Consider the following 19,071-nt stretch of genomic DNA (forward strand, 5'->3'; position numbering starts at 1 on the left):
GTCATGCCCCCAATCGGGTGAGCAGGGTCGAAAGCGCTTCGACGGCATCGATTTTCATGGTCAGGTATTCGTCGGGCTTGTCTGTCGCGTCCGCGACGGCCTTCTCCGGCCCGGCCAGGTACACGTGCGCGACGCCGGCCGCGCGGGCGGCCTTGACGACATCGCTCGCCTCGTCGGCGTACCGGGCGTCGGTGCCGCAGACCACCGCGGCCACCTGGCCCGCGGCGGCGGCCGCGACACCCGCGGCGTCGACGGTGCCGGGGTTGACGGCCTCGATGCCGCCGGAAGCCAGCAGGTTCGCGGCGAACGTGGTGCGGATGTTGTGCTCGGCGAGCGGGCCGACGGGCAGCAGCACGGCCTGCGGGCGCTTGCCGGTCTTGGCCAGGTACGCGTCGGAGCGGTTGCGCAGCGCCTCGAAAGCCGCGGCGTAGCGCACCACGCCGGGGAACGAATCCGTCTGTGCGAGCGGGGTTTCCGCGAGGTTGGGGAATTCGTTGACTCCGGTGAGCGCCGTGCGCCGGTGCGCGATGTCGTCGGCGCGACGGGCCGCGACCTCGGCGATCTGGGCGCTCAGGTGATCACGGGCCGCGACGAAGCCGCCCAGCGACTCCAGCTCCTGGAACTTCGCCCAGGCCTGCTGTGCCAGCTGGTCGGTGAGGTCCTCGACGAACCATGAGCCGCCCGACGGGTCGACGACGCGGCCCAGGTGCGACTCCTCGAGCAGCAGCAACTGGGTGTTGCGCGCCATGCGGCGGCTGAAAGTGACTGCGGTGCCGGGCAATCCACCGTCGATGGCGGCGTCGAACGTCTCGACCAGCACGGTGTCGGCGCCACCGACGCCGGCGGCGAACGCGGCGAGGGTGGTGCGCAGCATGTTCACCCACGGGTCACGCTGCGACATCATGGCCTTCGAGGTGACGGCGTGGATGGTCGCGGCGCCGGCGTCCGGTGCGCCGACGACCTCCGCCACACGTGCCCAAAGCCGGCGCGCCGCACGAAGTTTGGCGATGGTGGCGAACTGGTCGTCGTCGACGGCGAAGCGGAAGCTGAGCTGCCGCAGCGCGTCGGCGGCCGACAGTCCGCTCTCGGTGAGCAGGCGCAGGTACGCCACACCGGCGGCGATGGCGCCCGCCAGCTCCAGCGAGGCACTCGCGCCGAGGTTGTGCAGCGCGGCGGCGTCGACCGTGACGGCGCGCACTCCCCCGTCGTACTCGGTCAGTTTCGCGGCGGTGGCGACGACGTCGGCGTCGGTCGCGGCGGCGCGGCCGGACAGCGGCGCGGTCAGCGGGTCGGCACCCAGGTCGATCGACTGCCGGGCACGCTGGTCGGCGTCGAACGGCTTGACCAGCGTCAGCAGCTGGTCAGCGGCGGCCGCCAGGTCGGCACCGGCATCCAGGAGCACCGGAACCAGATCCAGGAAGACGCCCTCGAATACGCGGTCGAGCTGGTCGACGGGCACGCCCCCCGAACCGACGCGGACCTCGAGGGCGCTCGTGCCGTCGGTCAGGGCGAGCAGGATGGCACCGTTGACCGTCGCGACGTCGGCATCGCTGGCGATCGGGAACGATTCGGCCACCTTCCAGCCGGCGAGCACGTCGCGGTGGGCGTCACCGCCGCGGGTGAACGGCCAGTGTCCGGGCAGCGCAGGCTCGGCCAGGCCGTCCAGGCTGGTGTAGAGCGGACGGACCGGGAAACCGTCGTACGTGGGTGAATCGAGCAAACGCTCGGGTTCGGCAGGCAGATCCTCGACAGCCTTGCGCGTGCTCTTGGCGAGCACGCCGGCGACGTTCTCTTGCCACCGCGCGTAGCGGTCCCGAACGGTGGACGCGTCGACAGTCACCGGCGACTCCCAATCTTTCGGCCATCAGACATCTGGCACTGCATGCAGAAATGCCTATCACACTTGATTTTCAGGCTAAATCACGCAGGTCGCTACTACCCAGTAGCTCCACCGCACACCGGTTGCGCATACCCCGGACAGCGACGGGTCAGGGCGCTCGAACGTCGCATGGGCCCGCTCCTGACAGCGATGATCGGGCGGTCAACCCGTACCCTTGGAACACGTGAACTCCGTTGTCAGCGCGCTGCGCACGGTCCTGTCCGCCGTGCAGGCCACTGCGGCGCAGATGCCGCTGCGACGGGCCGTGGGCATCGGGGCGGCAATTGTGATTCTTGTCGCAATCGCCATGTGGGTGCCGTTGCCCAACGCGGTGCAGATGCGCGACTGGGCGGCCGCCGCCGGGCCGTGGTTCCCCCTGGCGTTCCTGCTCGCGCACACCGTCGTCACGGTGCTGCCGTTCCCGCGCACCGCGTTCACCCTCGCCGCGGGCCTCCTGTTCGGATCCGCCCTCGGCGTCACACTGGCCGTCATCGCCAGCACGCTGAGCGCGTTGATCGCGCTCTGGCTGGTGCGGGTGCTCGGCTGGCAGTTGAGCAAGCTGTCGCACAAGCACATCGACAGCCTCGACGCCCGACTCAAGGAACGCGGCTGGGCGGCGATCCTGTCGATGCGCATGATCCCGGCGGTGCCGTTCTCGGTGCTCAACTACGCCGCCGGGGCCTCATCGGTCCGGGTGGTGCCGTACGCGTTCGCGACGTTCTTCGGGCTGCTGCCCGGCACCGCGGCCGTCGTCATCCTGGGCGACGCCCTCACCGGACAGATCCGGCCGTCGCTGCTGGTCGTGTCGGCCTGCACCGCGACCGTCGGGATCTGCGGACTGATCTACGAGATCCGGCTGCACCGCCGGGCGCATGCCGCGCCGCACCCGGTCGACGCGCACAGCTGACCTACGACTCGCGCTCGGGCAGACCCTTCGCCGTCATCGCGGTGAACAGCGCCAGGAACAGCACGGCCGGCGCCGCGTTCACCGGCTTGTCGTGGGCCCTGACGTGTGCGCCGACGGCCAGCGTGAAGTACAGCGCCAGCATCGCGGTGGTCAGCCGGGCCAGGGCCGAATTACGTTGCCCGGCAAGCAGGCCCACGGCAGCCGCCGCCTTGGAGCCGACGAGGATCCACCGGTACTCCAGCGGGAAGTGCACGCCGTTCAGGGCCTTCTCGATGGGTGCGACGGGCACGGCACACGCCGCCGCGTCGCCGGCCATCAGAAGCGCCAGCGCGGTGTAGGTGCGGCGGGACGTCAACAGGCTCATGGTCACCTCGAGTGCTGCCCGGCGGGCGGGTCGATTTCGGGGAACGGACGCGCCTCGAGCGGCTGCGTCGGCGGGGCCGGGGGCACCGGCACCGACGGGACGCCGTAGCCGGGCTGCTGCACCGGCGTGCGGGCCTCGGCTTCCGCCTTCGCCACCGCCTGCGCGATGGCCGGATCGGTCTGGGTGGAGAACCAGTCGGCGACCTCGTCGTCGTCATCCTTGGCGGGGGCCTCGTCGACCGGAGAGGGCGTGTAGCGGAACACGCCGTCCTCCCCCGGGGCGCCGAGCAGTTTGGTGAAACCCTGTAGCGCGGAACCGAAGTCGCTGGGCACCACCCACACCTTGTTGGCCTCGCCCTTGGCCATCTGCGGCAGCGTCTGCAGGTACTGGTAGGCCAGCAGCTCGGGCGTCGGCCGGCCGGCCTTGATGGCCGCGAACGTCTTCTCGATGGCCTTGGCCTGGCCCTGCGCGTTCAGGTACTGGGCGGCCCGCTCACCCTGCGCGCGCAGGATGCGCGACTGCCGGTCTGCCTCGGCGGCCAGGATCGCCGCCTGCTTGGCACCCTCGGCCGCCAGAATCTGCGACTGCTTCTGGCCTTCCGCCTGCTTGATGGACGCTTCCCGGGCGCCCTCGGCGGTCAGGATCATGGCGCGCTTCTCGCGGTCGGCGCGCATCTGCTTCTCCATCGAGTCCTGGATCGACGGCGGCGGGTCGATGCTGCGCAGTTCGACGCGCGCGACGCGCAGACCCCACCGGCCGGTGGCCTCGTCGAGCACGCCGCGCAGCTGGGCGTTGATCTGGTCACGCGAGGTCAGGGTCTGCTCCAGCGTCATGCCGCCGACGACGTTGCGCAGCGTCGTGGTGGTCAGCTGCTCGACGCCGACGATGTAGTTGCTGATCTGGTACACCGCGGCCTGCGGGCTGGTCACCTGGAAGTAGACGACGGTGTCGATGTTGACCGTCAGGTTGTCCTCGGTGATCACCGGCTGCGGCGGGAACGACACCACCCGCTCACGCAGATCCACCCGGGCCCGGATCTTGTCGATGAACGGCAGCAGCAGCGTCAGCTGGCCCGAGACGGTCTTGCTGTAGCGGCCCAGCCGCTCGATGACCGCTGCCTCGGCCTGCGGGATGAGCGCCACCGATTTGACCACCACCACGATGGCGAACGCCACCAGGATCAGCAGAAGGACAAGTGCACCAGTCAATTTCAGCTCCCCTTGCGTTCAGATGGCCCGGAAGACCACCGCGGTCGCGCCGTCGATCCGCATCACGGTGACGTGATCGCCGGGCTCGAAGACATCGTCGTCGGCCATCGGGCGCGCCGTCCAGATTTCGCCGTCGAGTTTTACCTGCCCTTCATGGCGGGTCACCCGTTCCAGCACCAGCGCCGACTTGCCTTCCAAGGCCTTCACCGGTTCGGGCAGGCCCGCGGCACCCAGCCGCTTGCGCAGCGCCGGCCGCACCAGGACCAGCAACAGCACCGACACGATGAGGAAGGAGAGGCCGTCGGCCCAGATGGGCCAGTCGGTGGCCCAGCTCAGACCTGCCGTCGCGAGGGCACCGCCGGACAGCATGAGCAGGAACATGTCACCGGTCAGCGCTTCGGCACCGGCGAGCCCGATCGCCACGATGAGCCACAGCAACGGCACCGGCATGCGACCAGAGTAGCGCCTTGCAGGCTTAATCGGCTGGAGCGTTTTACACTGCGTGCATCATGTGGTGTCCAAGTGTTTCGCTGACGGTGTGGGCCAATGCCTGGCATGCCGGCCTGGCCGCACCCGACGATGTCCTCGATGCGCTATCGCCGTGGGCACCAAGGCATTCCATTGCCGCTTACGACGCCGTGGCGGCCAGCCGGACGGGCCTGCCGTGGCCCGACCTGACCAACTACGGCGGCGTCACGTTGCTGCAGACGCTGCGGCACGCGGCCGGCGCCGCCCGCTCTGAGCCGGCCCTGAACCTGGTACTGCCCGTACCCGGGGATGTCCGCGGTCTGACGCTCGGCACCCAGTTCCAGCAGGACGCCGTCGACATGGGCGAGGCCGTCGTCGTCACCTCCAACTACGGCGAGGCCGTCGGGCTGGTCCCCGATTTCGAATACGAGGACGACACCGACGACGCCGAGGTCAAGGCCCTGTCCTGGACGGTGTACTCGCTGCCAAGCGCACCCGTCGCGGGCCACTTCGACCTCGGCGAAGAGGAGTACCGCCTGCGCGACGCGGTCCGGTCCGCGGCCGACGCCCTCGGCCGCCTGCGGGCCGAACCCGGTTCGGACATCGAGGATCCGCGCGAGATGGTCGAGCAGCTGCTCGAGGCCGGGCACCTGCACAAGCTGCCGGACCACGCCCCCACCCGCGCGGTGCGGGTGCTGGAGACCGCGGCCCACATCGACGCGATCATCACCGTCAGCGCCGGGCTGGCGCCCATCGGGCTGCAGAGCGCATCGGAGATGCAGATCGCCACCGAGGCCATGCGGCCTTTGACCGACATCGTGCGCTCGGCCCGGCTGGCCGCCGTGACGGCCATCCTGCACTCGGCCTGGGAGCGGTAGAACCGGTCAGTCGCCGCAGCAGCCCGGCAGGCACGACGCGCCGTTGATGCTGCAGCCGTGCCCGGGCACCGGCTCCGGGCCCTCCACCCGCGCCGGCTCCGCACCCGTGCGCAGTTCGTCGACCAGCGACGCGGCCAGCCGCGCGTACCGCGGGTCGGCATTGGGAGTTGTGGTGCGCACCAACGTGATTCCGGCCTCGGCCGCCTGCTCGGCGAGCTCGTTGTCGAGGTCCCACACCACCTCGATGTGGTCGGCGACGAACCCGATGGGGCACACGATGACGGCCTTGGTACCGGCGGCTGCGAGCGCCGCCAGGTGATCACCGATATCCGGCTCCAGCCAAGGGATTTGGGGCGGCCCCGACCGTGACTGCCAGACCTGGTCGTAGTCGTCGTAACCGGCGGCCGCGGCGACCAGCCGGCTGGCGTAGTTGACCTGGCGGCTGTAGAGCCGCGGCCCGTCGCGCTCGTCGGCGCGGACCGGAATGGAATGCGCGGTGAACACGAGCCGGGCCTCGTCACGCAGGTCGGCGGGCAGCTGCGCGGCGGCTTCGCCGATGGCCTCGGCGAACATCTCGACGAACAGCGGGTGGTCGAAGTACTGGCGCAGCTTCACCAGCTCGGGCGCCTCCGGGCCTGCCGCGGCCCGGCCGCGCGCGATGTCCTCGACGTACTGCCGGCAGCTGGAGTACCCGCCCCAGGCGGACGTCGTGAACACCGCCGCGCGACGAATCCCGTTGTCCCGCATGGCGGCAACCGTGTCTTCGATGTACGGGTCCCAGTTCCGGTTCCCGAAGTACACCGGCAGCTGCGGCATCGCCGCCTCGAGCTCGGACATCAGCGCCCGGTTGATGGCGTTGATCGGCGACGCGCCCCCGAAGTGCATGTAGTGCTCGGCGACGGCGTCGAGGCGCTCCGGCGGCACCCCACGTCCGCGCGTCACGTTCTCCAGGAACGGACGCACGTCGTCGGGGCCGTCGGGCCCGCCGAACGAGAGCAGCAGCAGTGCGTCGAAATCCATCAGCGCTGTTGGTTCTTCGCGCCAGCGCTCATCACAGCAGCTGGGTGCTGGCGCCACCGTCGGCGTAGATGATCGAGCCGGTGGTCGCGGGCAGCCATTCGGACAGCAGCGCACAGACGGTCTTGGCGACCGGCGTCGGGTCCTTCATGTTCCAGCCGATCGGCGCGCGCTGGTCCCAGCCCTCTTCGAGCAGCTGCATCTGCTGGCCGGCCTCGTCGCCGAGGGCACCGCCGACGATGGCGCTCATGGCCAGGGTCCGGATGGGGCCTGCCGCAACGAGATTGGAGCGCACGCCGTACTTGCCGGCCTCGCGCGCGACGAACCGGTTGACCGACTCGAGGGCGCTCTTGGCGACCGTCATCCAGTTGTAGGCGGGCATGGCGCGGGTCGGGTCGAAGTCCATGCCGACGATGCCGCCGCCTTCGTTCATGATCGGCAGCAGGGCCTTGGCCAGCGAGGCGTACGAGTAGGCCGAGATGTGGATGCCCTTGGCGACGTCCTCGTAGGGTGCGTCGAAGAACGGGTTGATGCCCATGCCGCTCTGCGGCATGAAGCCGATGGAGTGCACGACGCCGTCGAGCTTGTTGCCCGCGCCGATCACCTCGGTGACGCGCTCACCGAGCGAGGCCAGGTGCTCCTCGTTCTGCACGTCGAGCTCCAGCAGCGGCGCCGGGTTCGGCAGCCGGTCGGCGATGCGCTGGATGAGCTTCATCCGGTCGAAGCCGGTGAGCACCAGCTCGGCGCCCTGCTCCTGGGCGACCTTCGCGATGTGGAACGCGATGGACGAGTCGGTGATGATCCCGGTGACGAGGATCCGCTTGCCTTCGAGCAAACCTGCCATTGTGCTGACTCCTTTAAACGAAAGTTCTGCTAAGCCAAAGAATTCGGGTCAGTGACCCATGCCCATGCCGCCGTCGACCGGGATGACCGCACCGGCGATGTAGCCGGCGTCCTCGGACGCCAGGAAGCTGACGGCACCGGCGACCTCTTCGGCCGTGCCGACGCGCTTGGCCGGGATGAACTCCAGCGCACCTTCCTGGATGCGCTCGTCGAGGGCACGCGTCATCTCGGTGTCGATGTAGCCGGGGGCGACGACGTTCGCGGTCACGCCGGCCTTGGAGAGCTCGCGCGAGATGGAGCGCGCCATACCGATCAGGCCGGCCTTGGCGGCGGCGTAGTTGGCCTGGTTGCCGATGCCCCACATGCCCGAGACCGAGCCGATGTAGATGATGCGGCCGAAACGCTTGCGCTGCATGCTGCGCGACGCGCGCTGGGTCACGCGGAACGCGCCGGTGAGGTTGGCGTCGATGACCTCGGTGAACCGCTCCTCGGTCATGCGCATCAGGAACGCGTCCTTGGAGATACCGGCGTTGGACACCAGCACCTCGACCGGGCCCTGGTGCTCTTCGACCTCTTTGAACGCCCGGTCGACGGCCTCGGCGTCGGTCACGTCACACACGACGCCGAACAGGCCCTCGGGCGCACCGGAACCGCGGTGGGTCACCGCGACCTTGTGGCCGTCGGCGGCCAGACGCTGCGCGATGGCCAGGCCGATACCCCGGTTACCACCGGTGACCAGCACGGAACGGGAAACGAAGGCCGGACGACCGGCTGCGGGCGTGGCGGCACCCTCGGTGGCAACAGTGTCACTCATGCTGGTCAACTTATCGTCTCGGCCGGTGCACGCCTAAATCGGCACGCTGCGGCGAGCCGCACAACGGTCTGTGCACGCGTTGTCCGCTCAGCGCGCCGCCATGGCGCCGCGGCGACGGTTCGCCACGAACCGGACGACGTCGGCGATCCAGTCCCGGTCGGTGCGCAGCGTCAGCAGCGGGGCGTCGCATCGGCGCAGCGTGCGGGCCACTTCGTCGCGGTGCGCCTGGGCGGCGCGGGCGAAGTCGTCCCGAAGTTGCTCGTCGATGGTGAATTCCTTGGTGATGCCGGACTCGGCGTCCTGCAGCACCACGTCCCCGACGGCCGGCAGCTCCACGTCGCGCGGGTCGATGATCTCGATGCCCAGCACCTCGTGGCGCCCGGAGATGGCCCGCAGTGGGCGCATCCAGTTGATCGGGCCGAGGAAGTCACTGATGATCACGGCCATGCCGCGGCGGCGCTCCGGCCGGCGCAGCGCGTCGATGGCGGCGGCCAGGTCACCACGGACCCCGGCCGGGGCCTTGGGTGTGGTGGCGATGGCGCGCAGCAGCTCCTGCTCGTGCAACCGGCCGGACAGTGCGGGCACCCGGCGGACGGTGTCGCCGTTCGAGATGATCGCGCCGAGCCGGTTGCCACCACCGCTGTTGAGGAACGCGATGGAGGCCGCCGCGGCGACCGCCAGATCACGCTTCTCGCAGCCGGCGGTGCCGAAGTCCAGGCTCGCCGACATGTCGACGACCAGCCAGGTCTCCAGCTCCCGGTCGGCGATCATCTGCCGCACGTGCGGATGCGTCGTACGGGCCGTGACGGACCAGTCCATCCGGCGGACGTCGTCGCCGGGCTGGTAGAGCCGGGACTCCCCCGGCTCGGAACCCGGCCCGGGGATCAGACCCTGGTGGTCGCCGTGGAGGACACCGTCCAGCTTGCGCCGGACGGTGAGCTCCAGCTTGCGCAGGGCGGCCGACAGTTCGGGATCGCGAATCTGGCCGCGCTGCAGTGACGGCAGATCGACGGACCGGCCGGTCTGCGGCGAAGCCGAACGATCAGACCCGGGGGCGGTCACCGACCAGAGGCCCCAGCTGCGCCGGCCATCACGGGCGGAACCGAATGTCCTTGCTGCGGAATGGCATTCACCTGCGGCAGCGCGACCGTCTGCAGGATGCGGTTGACGACGGTCTCGGCGGAGATCTCGTCGGCGAGCGCGTCGTAGGTGAGCACGAGGCGGTGCCGCAGCACATCGGGGATGACCTCGACGACGTCCTGCGGGATGACGTAGTCACGGCCACGCACCAGCGCCAGCGCCCGGGAGGCACTGATGATGCCCAGCGAGGCGCGCGGCGAGGCGCCGTAGGCGATCCACGCCTTGGCGTCGGGCATGCCGAACTTCTCGGGCTCGCGGGTGGCGGTCACGATGCGCACCACGTAGTCGACGAGCGCGTGGTGCACGAAGGTGTTGGCGGCCACGTCCTGCAGGCGCAGCAGGTCCTCGGTGGTGAGGATCTGCTTGGGCTCCGGCGGCTTGACGCCCATCCGGTAGATGATCTCGCGCTCTTCCTCGGGCGACGGGTAGCCGACGTTGAGCTTGAACAGGAAGCGGTCGCGCTGCGCCTCGGGCAGCTGGTAGACGCCCTCCTGCTCGATGGGGTTCTGGGTCGCCATGACCAGGAACGGGCTGGGCAGCGGGAACGTCTTGCCGCCGATGGAGATCTTGCGCTCGGCCATGACCTCCAGCAGCGCCGACTGCACCTTGGCCGGTGCGCGGTTGATCTCGTCGGCGAGCAGGAAGTTGACCATCACGGGGCCGAGCTCGATGTCGAACTCTTCCTTGCCGACGCGGTAGATGCGGGTACCGACGATGTCGGTGGGCACCAGGTCGGGGGTGAACTGGATGCGGGCGAACGAGCCGCCGACCACCTTGGCGAACGTCTCCACGGCGAGGGTCTTGGCGACGCCCGGGACACCTTCGAGGAGGACGTGGCCCTTGGCCAGCAGGCCGACCAGCATGCGCTCGACCAGCTGGTCCTGGCCGACGATGATGCGCTTGACCTCGAAGATGGCGCGCTCGAGGGTGTGCACCTCGGACTGCAACGAGCCGCTGACGGGCTGCTGCGCGGCGGGGGCGGCGTGCGCCCCGGGCGGGTAACCCTGTGTGGGTGCCGGGCCTGGGTAGCCTCCGGCGCCGTCGGGCGGCCCACTCGGTGACGTCATCTAGCTTCCTCCCACAATTGTTTCGGCCGGGTGTCCGGCGCAAAATCGCTGGTCTAGCGGGTAGCCGCCAATATAGCGGCGCGCCCGGAGTCAACTATTCCAGGCGGCCCGGGATCCGTCGACGTTGCCACGACGGACTTAGGTGATTATCAGGTCTCGATGATGCGGGACAGGTGCGGCGACATGCCGGCCGTCCGGACCGGACTGACCGTCACCTTGCCCGCGCTGCCCGAGGCCTCCAGCATCTTCCCGTTGCCGAGGTAGATCGTGACGTGCTGGCTGCCGCCGGGGCCGTAGAAGATCAGGTCGCCGCGCTTGGCCTGCGACGGCGGGATGGCTCGCCCGGTGTTGTACTGGTCGCCCGAGTACTTGGGGATCTGCACGCCGACACCGGCGTAGGCGTAGCGGGTGAAACCCGAACAGTCGTAGCCGATCTTGCCGGCGTCGTAGTCCACGCCGGGGCCGGGACCGGTCAGGGTGCCGCCGCCCCACGAGTACGGGACGCCCATCTGGGAGCCGCCGCGCCGGATGACGTATTCGATGGCCTGCTTACCGCCGACGCGGCCGCCCGGCATCATCGTGGCGCTGCCGCCGCCACCGCCGCTGGGCTTGCCGCCCAGGCCCAGGCTCGACAGGAAGCTCTGGCCGAGGTTCTGGGTGGTCTGCAGGGCCAGCTGGCTGGCCTGGAACGTCGCGTTGGCGATGGCCACCGGGTCACCGGGCGCGCCGGAGCTGGGTTTCGCGGGCAAGGTGGGATCCCAGCCGCCGTCGGGGTCGGCAACCGCACTCGGCGCAGGCCCGAACGCGAGCGCCAGCGCCAGCGCGCCCACGCCCGCGAGGAGGTCTCTCCGGTGAAATTCCTTGCCCTGCAATGCAATAACCCCTGTATCAGTATTCGATGTAACGGATCACGTACGGCGTCATGCCGCTGGTTCGTACCGGCGACACCTTGACGTTGGAACCGGTGTAGGGCGCTTCGAGCATCTGCCCGTTGCCGAGGTACAGGGTCACGTGCTGGCTGCCACCCGGGCCGTAGAAGATGACGTCCCCGCGGCGGGCCTGCGATGTCGGGATCTTGCGGCCCGCCTCATATTGGTTGCCGGAGTAGTGCGGCAGTTTGATGCCGACGCCGGCGAAGGCGTAGAGGATCAGACCCGAGCAGTCGAAGCCGACGGTGCCGGCACCCGAGTCGATGCCCGTGCTGGGACCGGCGGCGGTGCCGCCGCCCCATGAGTACGGCACGCCGATCTGCGACATGGCGCGCTTGATCACGTATTCCGAGGCCTGCTTTCCGTACACGCGCGGGATGGCGCCGTTGGTGTATCCCGACTTGGTGACGGTGGCGGGCACCAGGCCGAGCTTCTGCAGGAAGCTGTGGCCCATCTGCTGGGTGACCTGAGCCGAGGTCGCGGTCATACCGAGCACGTTGTTGATGACGGCGATCGGGTCACCGGGGATGTTGGCGCTCGGAATCTTGGGCAGGGTCGGGTCCCAGCCGCCGTCGTCCCACTTGCGGGGGCCGGCCGCGGCGGGCGCGCCGTCCCAGTTGTCGGCGTACCGGCCGGGGTCGGCCGCCGGAGTTCCGGACGCCGGGGCGCTCGCGGCCCACTGCGTGCGCGCGGCGTTGAGCTTGGCCTGCGCCGCGTCGCGCTGGCTGACCAACTGGTCCAACTGGGTCTGCTGGTCGGCGAACGTGGTCCGGGCGTCGGTCAGGGCCTTGACGGCGTCGTCCTGCCTGGCCTGGGCATCTTTGACGGCCTGGTCGGCCTTCTGCTTGGCCAGTCGGGCGGCGGATTCGCGGTTGGCCAGTTCGGTCCGGCTGCGCTGCAGATCGGCGATGGCCTCCTGCGAGCTGATGGTCAGCGCCTGGCCGGTGGCGGCGGTGTTGATCATCTCGCCGGGATCGGTCGCGGTCAGGTAGGACGCGGACGGCCCGTTGATGTACGCCGCCTCGGCGTACTTGTCGAAGTGCGCCTGGGCGGCGGCGATGGCCGCGTTGGCGTCCTTCAGACCGGTCTGGCTGGTGTCGATGTCCTGCTGGGCGGTCGCGGCGTCGTCCCGGGCGGTCTGCACGTCGGCGATCGCCTTGTTGACCGATTCCTGCCGGGTCTGGATGGCCGCGCCGAGGTCCTGCAGTTTCTGGTTGGCATTGGCGAGTTCGGTGACCAGGGCGGCGATCTCGCTGCTGCCGGGTTGGGCCGACGCGATACCGGAGGCGAAGACAGACGCGGTCATGACACCGAATACGAGCGACCCGGTGCCGACGCGACTGCCCAGCCGGGTGGCCAGCCCACCGGTGAAGGGCCGAATGCTGCGTCCCATTGACTCAGGTCTCCTAAGGCTCCAGCGCGCTGGTGCCCGCCTAAGGCAAAAGCGGGCTCGATCCGTTGGTCCCGTAAGTCGCAGAAATCACAAATCATCACAACTGCAACAAGCGGTACCAACTGCACCGTACGTCACAGGTTGCACAAATGAAACGTTAGTAACAAACCACACCGTTGTAATTGAAAAAGGTGTGACCGAATAGTGATATTCGAATTCGCGGCGCCCCGCGCGCAGCTACCGAGATGCGGGCGCGGCGGCGTCCTGCGGCGCCGCCGCGGCGGCCGCTTTCCGGGCCCGGACCTGCAGAAACCGGGTGCCCACGGCAGCCGCCACCACACCGAGGATGACCACCACAGTGAACGACGTCCAGGGAAATATCGGCGTTTCCAGCTGGCTCACAAAATTCTTCGAGTTCTGCACAACGCTCGGTGTCTTCGCGAGGTCCTGACCGGCCTCCAACAGCGACCTGTCATAGGTCGGGCTGACCGAACCGGCGAAGCCGGGACTGAGGGTCAGCACCGTCGACTCGGGGTACACCCGGCCGACGTCCGCGGCGATGTCGCGCAGCGGGGTGTCGATGCCCGGACTCGTCGGCAGCACCACGATCTTGAGGTCGATGCCCTTGGCATGGGCGTCGGCGACGACCTGACGCAGGGCGGCGGCCTCCTGCGCGGCCTCGGCCGCCTGCTTCGCCTCCTGCGGCGTGGCCGGCGTCTTGGCGGGCGCGATGCCCGGCGCACTGACCCCACCGTCACGCACCTGCGTGATCACCGTCGCCATACACACGTCGACAGGGGTCTTGGCCGGGTCCTGCCCGACCGTGGCACAGACGTCCGGCGGAATGAATGCCGCGAAAGTTGTCACGCGGCAAACGGTACTGGAATTTCCTCGAACTCCCTGACGGCGCACCCGGAACCCGACAAGACTGTAGCCACCCCCTGGGCGCTCATAGGACAAGCGTACTGTTAGGGTAGCAACGCGCCGCTGACACAGCCCGTCGCGGCGAGATCTAGCCGGGAGTTGATGTGAGCAGCAATTCATTTGGAGCCCGTGACACGCTCGTTGTCGGGGAAAACAGCTACGAGATTTTCCGCCTCGACGCGGTTCCGGGTACCGAGAAGCTTCCCTACAGCCTCAAGGTGCTTGCGGAGAACCTGCTGCGCACCGAAGACGGCGCCAACATCACCAAGGATCACATCCTGGCCCTGGCCAACTGGGATCCGTCGGCCGAGCCGAGCATCGAAATCCAGTTCACCCCGGCCCGTGTGATCATGCAGGACTTCACCGGCGTGCCCTGCGTCGTCGACCTGGCCACCATGCGTGAGGCCGTCACCGCCCTCGGCGGCGACCCCAACAAGGTCAACCCGCTCTCGCCCGCCGAGATGGTCATCGACCACTCCGTCATCCTCGACGTGTTCGGCACCGCCGACGCCTACGAGAAGAACGTCGCCCTCGAGTACGAGCGCAACGCCGAGCGTTACCAGTTCCTGCGCTGGGGCCAGGGCGCCTTCGACGACTTCAAGGTCGTCCCGCCGGGCACCGGCATCGTCCACCAGGTCAACATCGAGTACCTGGCCCGCACCGTCATGGTCCGTAACGGCCAGGCCTACCCCGACACCTGTGTGGGTACCGACAGCCACACCACCATGGAGAACGGCCTGGGCGTGCTGGGCTGGGGCGTCGGCGGTATCGAGGCCGAGGCCGCCATGCTGGGCCAGCCTGTCTCGATGCTGATCCCTCGCGTCGTGGGCTTCAAGCTGACCGGCGAGATCCAGCCGGGCGTCACCGCCACCGACGTGGTGCTGACCGTCACCGACATGCTGCGCAAGCACGGCGTCGTCGGCAAGTTCGTCGAGTTCTACGGCAAGGGCGTCGCCGAGGTGCCGCTGGCCAACCGCGCCACCCTGGGCAACATGAGCCCCGAGTTCGGCTCGACCTGTGCGATCTTCCCGATCGACGAAGAGACCATCAACTACCTGCGCCTGACCGGCCGCACCGACGAGCAGCTGGCGCTGGTCGAGGCCTACGCCAAGACCCAGGGCATGTGGCACGACGCCGACCGCGAGCCGGCCTTCTCGGAGTACCTCGAGCTGGACCTGTCGACGGTCGTGCCGTCGATCGCCGGCCCGAAGCGCCCGCAGGACCGAATCCTGTTGTCGGAGAGCAAGATCGCGTTCCGCAAGGACATCCACAACTACGTCGAGGAGCAGCACCCGGCGCCCGAGACCAAGCTCGACGAGGCCGTCGCGGAGTCGTTCCCGGCCTCCGACCCGGCCGCCCTGTCGTTCGCCGACGACGGTGCCGTCAACGTCCAGTCCGCCGCCAACGGCGCCGAGGGCCGCCCGAGCAAGCCGGTGCGCGTCAAGGGCGAGCGCGGCGAGTTCATCCTCGACCACGGCGCCGTCGCGGTCGCGGGTATCACCTCCTGCACCAACACCTCCAACCCGTCGGTCATGATCGGTGCCGCCCTGCTGGCCCGCAACGCCGTCGAGAAGGGCCTGTCCAGCAAGCCGTGGGTCAAGACCAACATGGCCCCGGGCAGCCAGGTCGTCACCGACTACTACGAGAAGGCCGGCCTGTGGCCGTACCTGGAGAAGCTGGGCTTCTACCTGGGTGGCTACGGCTGCACCACGTGCATCGGTAACACCGGCCCGCTGCCGGAGGAGATCTCCAAGGCCGTCAACGAAGAGGACCTGACCGTCACCGCGGTGCTTTCCGGTAACCGCAACTTCGAGGGCCGCATCTCCCCCGACGTCAAGATGAACTACCTGGCCTCGCCGCCGCTGGTCATCGCCTACGCCCTCGCCGGCACCATGGACTTCGACTTCGAGACGGACTCCCTCGGCAAGGACACCGAAGGCAACGACGTCTTCCTGCGCGACATCTGGCCGTCGGCCCAGGAGATCGACGACACCATCAAGAGCGCGATCAGCCAGGACATGTTCCGCAAGTCCTACGCCGACGTGTTCAAGGGCGACGACAACTGGCGCAACCTGCCGACCCCGGACGGCGACACCTTCGCGTGGGACGACGCCTCGACCTACGTCCGCAAGGCGCCGTACTTCGACGGTATGGAGCTCGAGCCGGCACCGGTCTCGGACATCAAGGGCGCCCGCGTCATGGCGCTGCTGGGTGACTCGGTGACCACCGACCACATCAGCCCGGCCGGTCCGATCAAGCCGGGTACCCCGGCCGCCGACTACCTGGACGCGCACGGTGTGGCCCGCAAGGACTACAACTCGCTGGGCAGCCGTCGTGGCAACCACGAGGTCATGGTCCGCGGCACCTTCGCCAACATCCGCCTGCAGAACCGCATCCTCGACACCATCGGCCTGGAGGGCACGCAGGGTGGCTACACCCGCGACTTCACCCAGGACGGTGGCCCGAAGGAGTTCATCTACAACGCGTGCATGAACTACCAGAAGGCCGGTATCCCGCTGGTCGTGCTGGGCGGCAAGGAATACGGCTCGGGCAGCTCGCGTGACTGGGCCGCCAAGGGCACCACGCTGCTGGGCGTCAAGGCCGTCATCACCGAGTCGTTCGAGCGCATCCACCGCTCCAACCTGATCGGCATGGGCGTCATCCCGCTGCAGTTCCCGGCGGGCGAGAGCGCCAAGTCGCTGGGCCTGGACGGCACCGAGACCTTCGACATCACCAGTATCGAGGAGCTCAACGCCGGCAAGACGCCGAAGACGGTGCACGTGACCGCCACCAAGGAGGACGGCACCAAGGTCGAGTTCGAGGCCGTGGTCCGCATCGACACCCCCGGTGAGGCCGACTACTACCGCAACGGCGGCATCCTGCAGTACGTGCTGCGCAACATGCTGCGGTCGGGTAGCGAGGCCTGATAGCTGGCTGATTCGGTTGGGCAGCCCCTGGACATACGAGGGCGCTGCCCAACCGAACGCCAGTAGGAGTCCTGGTGCCCAAAGTTAGCGACGACCATCTCGCCGCCCGTCGAGCGCAGATCCTCGACGGTGCCCGACGCTGTTTTTCCGAGTTCGGGTACGAAGGTGCGACCGTCCGGCTTCTCGAAGAAGCCACCGCGATGTCGCGCGGCGCGATCTTCCATCACTTCCGCGACAAGGACGCGCTGTTCTTCGCGCTCGCCGAGGAGGACGGCGAGCGGATGGCCGAGACCGTCGAGAAGGACGGCCTCGTGCAGGTCATGCGGAACATGCTGGCCAAGCCGGAGAACTACCAGTGGCTGGGCACCCGGCTGGAGATCGCCCGGCGGCTGCGCACCGACGCCGAGTTCCGCGCCGAGTGGCAGCAGCGCTACGAGGAACTCAACCAGGCCACCATCGCGCGCCTGGAACGCAAGAAGGCCGCCGGCACCCTGCGTGACGACGTGCCCACCGAAGTACTGCACATCTATCTCGACCTGGTGCTCGACGGCCTCATCGCGCGGCTCGCGTCGGGTCAGACCGGCGAGGATCTGAGCGCCGTGCTCGACATCGTCGAGGCGTCCGTGCGGCGCAAGCCCTAGCTAGCGGTTCGCGCTCATCACCGACAGCAGCTCGTAACCGACGTGCGCGGCGGCGATGCCCGTCAGCTCGGCATGGTCGTAGGCCGGTGACACCTCGACGATGTCGGCGCCGACGACGTTCAGCCCGGTCAGCGAGCGCAGCGAATGCAGCAGTTCACGCGACGTCAGTCCGCCGGCCTCCGGGGTGCCGGTCCCGGGCGCGTGCGCCGGGTCGAGCACGTCGATGTCGACCGACACGTAGACCGGACCACCGGCCAGCCGCTTGACCATGCGCTCGCGCACGCTGGCCAGACCGTCGACCTGGTAATCGTCGGAGCGGATCACCTGGAAGCCGAGGATCGCGTCGTCCTCGAGGTCCTTCTTGCTGTACAGCGGACCGCGGATACCCATGTGCAGTGAACGCTCCATGTCGATGAGGCCCTCTTCGCTGGCCCGCCGGAACGGGGTGCCGTGCGTGTAGGCGGCGCCGAAGTAGGTGTCCCAGGTGTCCAGGTGGGCGTCGAAATGCAGCACGGCGATGGGGCCGTGGTCACGGTGCAGCGACCGCAGGATCGGCAGCGCGATGGTGTGGTCGCCGCCGAGCGTGAGCACGGCGCTGCCGTCCTTGCGCAGCGCCGTCACCTCGGTGTCGATGGTCTCGATGGCCTCGTTGATGTTGAACGGGTTGACGCCGATGTCACCGGCGTCGGCGACCTGCTGATTGGCGAACGGCGACACGTCGAGGGCCTGGTTGTACGGCCGCAGCAGCTTGGACGCGGCACGGATGTGCCCGGGGCCGAACCGTGCGCCCGGGCGGTAGGACACCCCGGAGTCGAACGGGACGCCGAGGATCGTGACGTCGGGCGACGAGACCTGGTCCAGACGCGGTACCCGGGCGAAGGTGGCGGGTTCGGCGTAGCGCGGGAACCGGCTGGCGTCGACCTGGCCGATGATCTCGCGGCCGTCGGGCGCGGTGGTCGTGATGTACCGGTCGAAGCTCATCAGTTCTCCAAAGTCGTGGCGTGTGGCTTGGGTCTCATTGTTTCCGGCAGTAGAATTATTGTCAACCTTTGTTTCCTAGGAGGAAAACGTGGGCGGTTCGCCGGCAACGCAACTCACGATCGCCGCACGGCTGAAGGCCGCCCGCAGCGCCAAGCGCATGACCCTCGACGAGCTCGCCGCAGCCAGCGGCGTGACCAAGGGCTACCTCTCGAAGGTCGAACGCGGCCAGTCCAACGCGTCCGTCGCCGCGCTCATCCGCATCTGTGAAGCGCTCGAACTCCAGGTCGGATCCCTGTTCGACGAGACGCCCGTCGGCGAGGTGGTCCGCGCCGGCGAGTACCCGCGCATCGAGTTCGGCGGCACCCACATGACCGAATTCCAGCTCACGCCGACGGGCGAGCGACGGTTCCAGGTCCTGATGAGCGACATCGCGCCCGGCGGCGGCAGCGGAACCGACACCTACTCCCTGCCGGCCGAGGTCGAGTTCGCCATGGTGATCGAGGGCCGGCTGCACATCGACTTCGTCGAGGGCAACGGCAGCCGCATCACCCTCGACCGCGGCGATGCTCTGACGTTCGAGGCCGACCGCCCGCACGCCTTCCACGCCGACGCACAGTCCGGCGCGAAGGTGTTGTGGGTGCTGACGCCGGCCCTGGCGCACCGGCGCCTGGCCGAGGCCACCGAGTAAGCC

Annotated in this window: 18 protein-coding genes; 5 read left to right on the forward strand and 13 right to left on the reverse strand. The window is 68.7% G+C overall.

From position 1 onward, the window contains the following. Nucleotide 1 precedes the first annotated feature (1 nt). Nucleotides 2–1,840, reverse strand: coding sequence for a methylmalonyl-CoA mutase small subunit (gene mutA, locus ACJH6H_RS08515; protein WP_406774657.1), 1,839 nt, complete (start codon nucleotides 1,838–1,840; stop codon nucleotides 2–4). Nucleotides 1,841–2,063: 223 nt separating this feature from the next. Between mutA and ACJH6H_RS08520 the strand changes: the two genes are divergently transcribed. Continuing rightward, the gene (locus ACJH6H_RS08520) at nucleotides 2,064–2,786 is read left to right on the forward strand and encodes a TVP38/TMEM64 family protein (protein ID WP_406774658.1); all 723 of its coding nucleotides are present in this window, start codon (nucleotides 2,064–2,066) and stop codon (nucleotides 2,784–2,786) included. Between the two features lies 1 nt (nucleotide 2,787). On the opposite strand, the gene ACJH6H_RS08525 is transcribed toward ACJH6H_RS08520, so the two are convergent. From ACJH6H_RS08525 to ACJH6H_RS08535, 3 genes are read right to left on the reverse strand one after another with little or no spacing between them, the layout of a single operon-like run. Continuing rightward, entirely contained in the window at nucleotides 2,788–3,150 is a 363-nt protein-coding gene (locus tag ACJH6H_RS08525) for a DoxX family protein (RefSeq protein WP_212811506.1), read from the reverse strand. A gap of 2 nt (nucleotides 3,151–3,152) precedes the next feature. Continuing rightward, a complete protein-coding gene (locus ACJH6H_RS08530) occupies nucleotides 3,153–4,358 on the reverse strand; it encodes an SPFH domain-containing protein (RefSeq protein ID WP_244872557.1) in 1,206 nt (401 codons plus the stop codon). Between the two features lie 18 nt (nucleotides 4,359–4,376). Further along, a complete protein-coding gene (locus ACJH6H_RS08535) occupies nucleotides 4,377–4,808 on the reverse strand; it encodes an NfeD family protein (protein WP_020100542.1) in 432 nt (143 codons plus the stop codon). 59 nt (nucleotides 4,809–4,867) lie between these two features. Here ACJH6H_RS08535 and ACJH6H_RS08540 point away from each other — a divergent pair, with 59 nt between their 5' ends. Next, nucleotides 4,868–5,704, forward strand: coding sequence for a hypothetical protein (locus ACJH6H_RS08540; RefSeq protein WP_406774659.1), 837 nt, complete (start codon nucleotides 4,868–4,870; stop codon nucleotides 5,702–5,704). A gap of 6 nt (nucleotides 5,705–5,710) precedes the next feature. Here ACJH6H_RS08540 and ACJH6H_RS08545 read toward each other — a convergent pair whose 3' ends face one another. From ACJH6H_RS08545 to ACJH6H_RS08580, 8 genes are all read right to left on the reverse strand, one after another. Beyond that, the gene (locus tag ACJH6H_RS08545; RefSeq protein ID WP_406774660.1) at nucleotides 5,711–6,724 is read right to left on the reverse strand and encodes a ferrochelatase; all 1,014 of its coding nucleotides are present in this window, start codon (nucleotides 6,722–6,724) and stop codon (nucleotides 5,711–5,713) included. A gap of 31 nt (nucleotides 6,725–6,755) precedes the next feature. Then, on the reverse strand, nucleotides 6,756–7,565 hold the full coding sequence (inhA, locus tag ACJH6H_RS08550) for an NADH-dependent enoyl-ACP reductase InhA (RefSeq protein ID WP_061000853.1): 810 nt from the start codon (nucleotides 7,563–7,565) through the stop codon (nucleotides 6,756–6,758). A 48-nt stretch (nucleotides 7,566–7,613) separates the two neighbouring features. Continuing rightward, nucleotides 7,614–8,378, reverse strand: a complete 765-nt coding sequence (fabG1, locus tag ACJH6H_RS08555) for a 3-oxoacyl-ACP reductase FabG1 (protein ID WP_135355959.1) — start codon at nucleotides 8,376–8,378, stop codon at nucleotides 7,614–7,616. 87 nt (nucleotides 8,379–8,465) lie between these two features. Next, complete coding sequence (locus ACJH6H_RS08560) at nucleotides 8,466–9,383, reverse strand: DUF58 domain-containing protein (protein ID WP_346414904.1); 918 nt, start codon at nucleotides 9,381–9,383, stop codon at nucleotides 8,466–8,468. 53 nt (nucleotides 9,384–9,436) lie between these two features. Then, nucleotides 9,437–10,585 (reverse strand): MoxR family ATPase, encoded by a 1,149-nt coding sequence (locus tag ACJH6H_RS08565; protein ID WP_020100548.1) that lies wholly within the window; start codon nucleotides 10,583–10,585, stop codon nucleotides 9,437–9,439. A 149-nt stretch (nucleotides 10,586–10,734) separates the two neighbouring features. Continuing rightward, complete coding sequence (gene ripB, locus ACJH6H_RS08570) at nucleotides 10,735–11,415, reverse strand: NlpC/P60 family peptidoglycan endopeptidase RipB (RefSeq protein ID WP_209841001.1); 681 nt, start codon at nucleotides 11,413–11,415, stop codon at nucleotides 10,735–10,737. 58 nt (nucleotides 11,416–11,473) lie between these two features. Continuing rightward, nucleotides 11,474–12,907, reverse strand: coding sequence for an NlpC/P60 family peptidoglycan endopeptidase RipA (ripA, locus tag ACJH6H_RS08575; RefSeq protein WP_135355956.1), 1,434 nt, complete (start codon nucleotides 12,905–12,907; stop codon nucleotides 11,474–11,476). A 237-nt stretch (nucleotides 12,908–13,144) separates the two neighbouring features. Next, entirely contained in the window at nucleotides 13,145–13,774 is a 630-nt protein-coding gene (locus tag ACJH6H_RS08580) for a DUF6676 family protein (RefSeq protein ID WP_135355955.1), read from the reverse strand. A gap of 161 nt (nucleotides 13,775–13,935) precedes the next feature. On the opposite strand from ACJH6H_RS08580, the gene acnA reads away from it, so the two are divergent. Beyond that, nucleotides 13,936–16,758, forward strand: coding sequence for an aconitate hydratase AcnA (acnA, locus tag ACJH6H_RS08585; RefSeq protein ID WP_406774661.1), 2,823 nt, complete (start codon nucleotides 13,936–13,938; stop codon nucleotides 16,756–16,758). 74 nt (nucleotides 16,759–16,832) lie between these two features. Next, nucleotides 16,833–17,399: a helix-turn-helix domain-containing protein gene (locus tag ACJH6H_RS08590; RefSeq protein WP_318984594.1), complete on the forward strand. Its 567-nt coding sequence runs from the start codon at nucleotides 16,833–16,835 to the stop codon at nucleotides 17,397–17,399. On the opposite strand, the gene speB is transcribed toward ACJH6H_RS08590, so the two are convergent. After that, nucleotides 17,400–18,380: an agmatinase gene (gene speB, locus ACJH6H_RS08595; RefSeq protein ID WP_318984593.1), complete on the reverse strand. Its 981-nt coding sequence runs from the start codon at nucleotides 18,378–18,380 to the stop codon at nucleotides 17,400–17,402. An 88-nt stretch (nucleotides 18,381–18,468) separates the two neighbouring features. Between speB and ACJH6H_RS08600 the strand changes: the two genes are divergently transcribed. Next, nucleotides 18,469–19,068, forward strand: coding sequence for a helix-turn-helix domain-containing protein (locus tag ACJH6H_RS08600; RefSeq protein WP_406774662.1), 600 nt, complete (start codon nucleotides 18,469–18,471; stop codon nucleotides 19,066–19,068). Nucleotides 19,069–19,071 lie beyond the last annotated feature (3 nt).

Source organism: Mycobacterium sp. SMC-21, assembly GCF_045310825.1.
Classification (GTDB): domain Bacteria; phylum Actinomycetota; class Actinomycetes; order Mycobacteriales; family Mycobacteriaceae; genus Mycobacterium.

Bases quoted from the DNA above. Each gene is read 5' to 3' on its own strand.
- ACJH6H_RS08535 (WP_020100542.1), bottom strand. From the start codon at position 4,808: ATGCCGGTGCCGTTGCTGTGGCTCATCGTGGCGATCGGGCTCGCCGGT.
- speB (WP_318984593.1), bottom strand. From the start codon at position 18,380: ATGAGCTTCGACCGGTACATCACGACCACCGCGCCCGACGGCCGCGAG.
- ACJH6H_RS08545 (WP_406774660.1), bottom strand. From the start codon at position 6,724: ATGGATTTCGACGCACTGCTGCTGCTCTCGTTCGGCGGGCCCGACGGC.
- ripA (WP_135355956.1), bottom strand. From the start codon at position 12,907: ATGGGACGCAGCATTCGGCCCTTCACCGGTGGGCTGGCCACCCGGCTG.
- ACJH6H_RS08540 (WP_406774659.1), top strand. From the start codon at position 4,868: ATGTGGTGTCCAAGTGTTTCGCTGACGGTGTGGGCCAATGCCTGGCAT.
- ACJH6H_RS08565 (WP_020100548.1), bottom strand. From the start codon at position 10,585: ATGACGTCACCGAGTGGGCCGCCCGACGGCGCCGGAGGCTACCCAGGC.
- fabG1 (WP_135355959.1), bottom strand. From the start codon at position 8,378: ATGAGTGACACTGTTGCCACCGAGGGTGCCGCCACGCCCGCAGCCGGT.
- inhA (WP_061000853.1), bottom strand. From the start codon at position 7,565: ATGGCAGGTTTGCTCGAAGGCAAGCGGATCCTCGTCACCGGGATCATC.
- ACJH6H_RS08525 (WP_212811506.1), bottom strand. From the start codon at position 3,150: ATGAGCCTGTTGACGTCCCGCCGCACCTACACCGCGCTGGCGCTTCTG.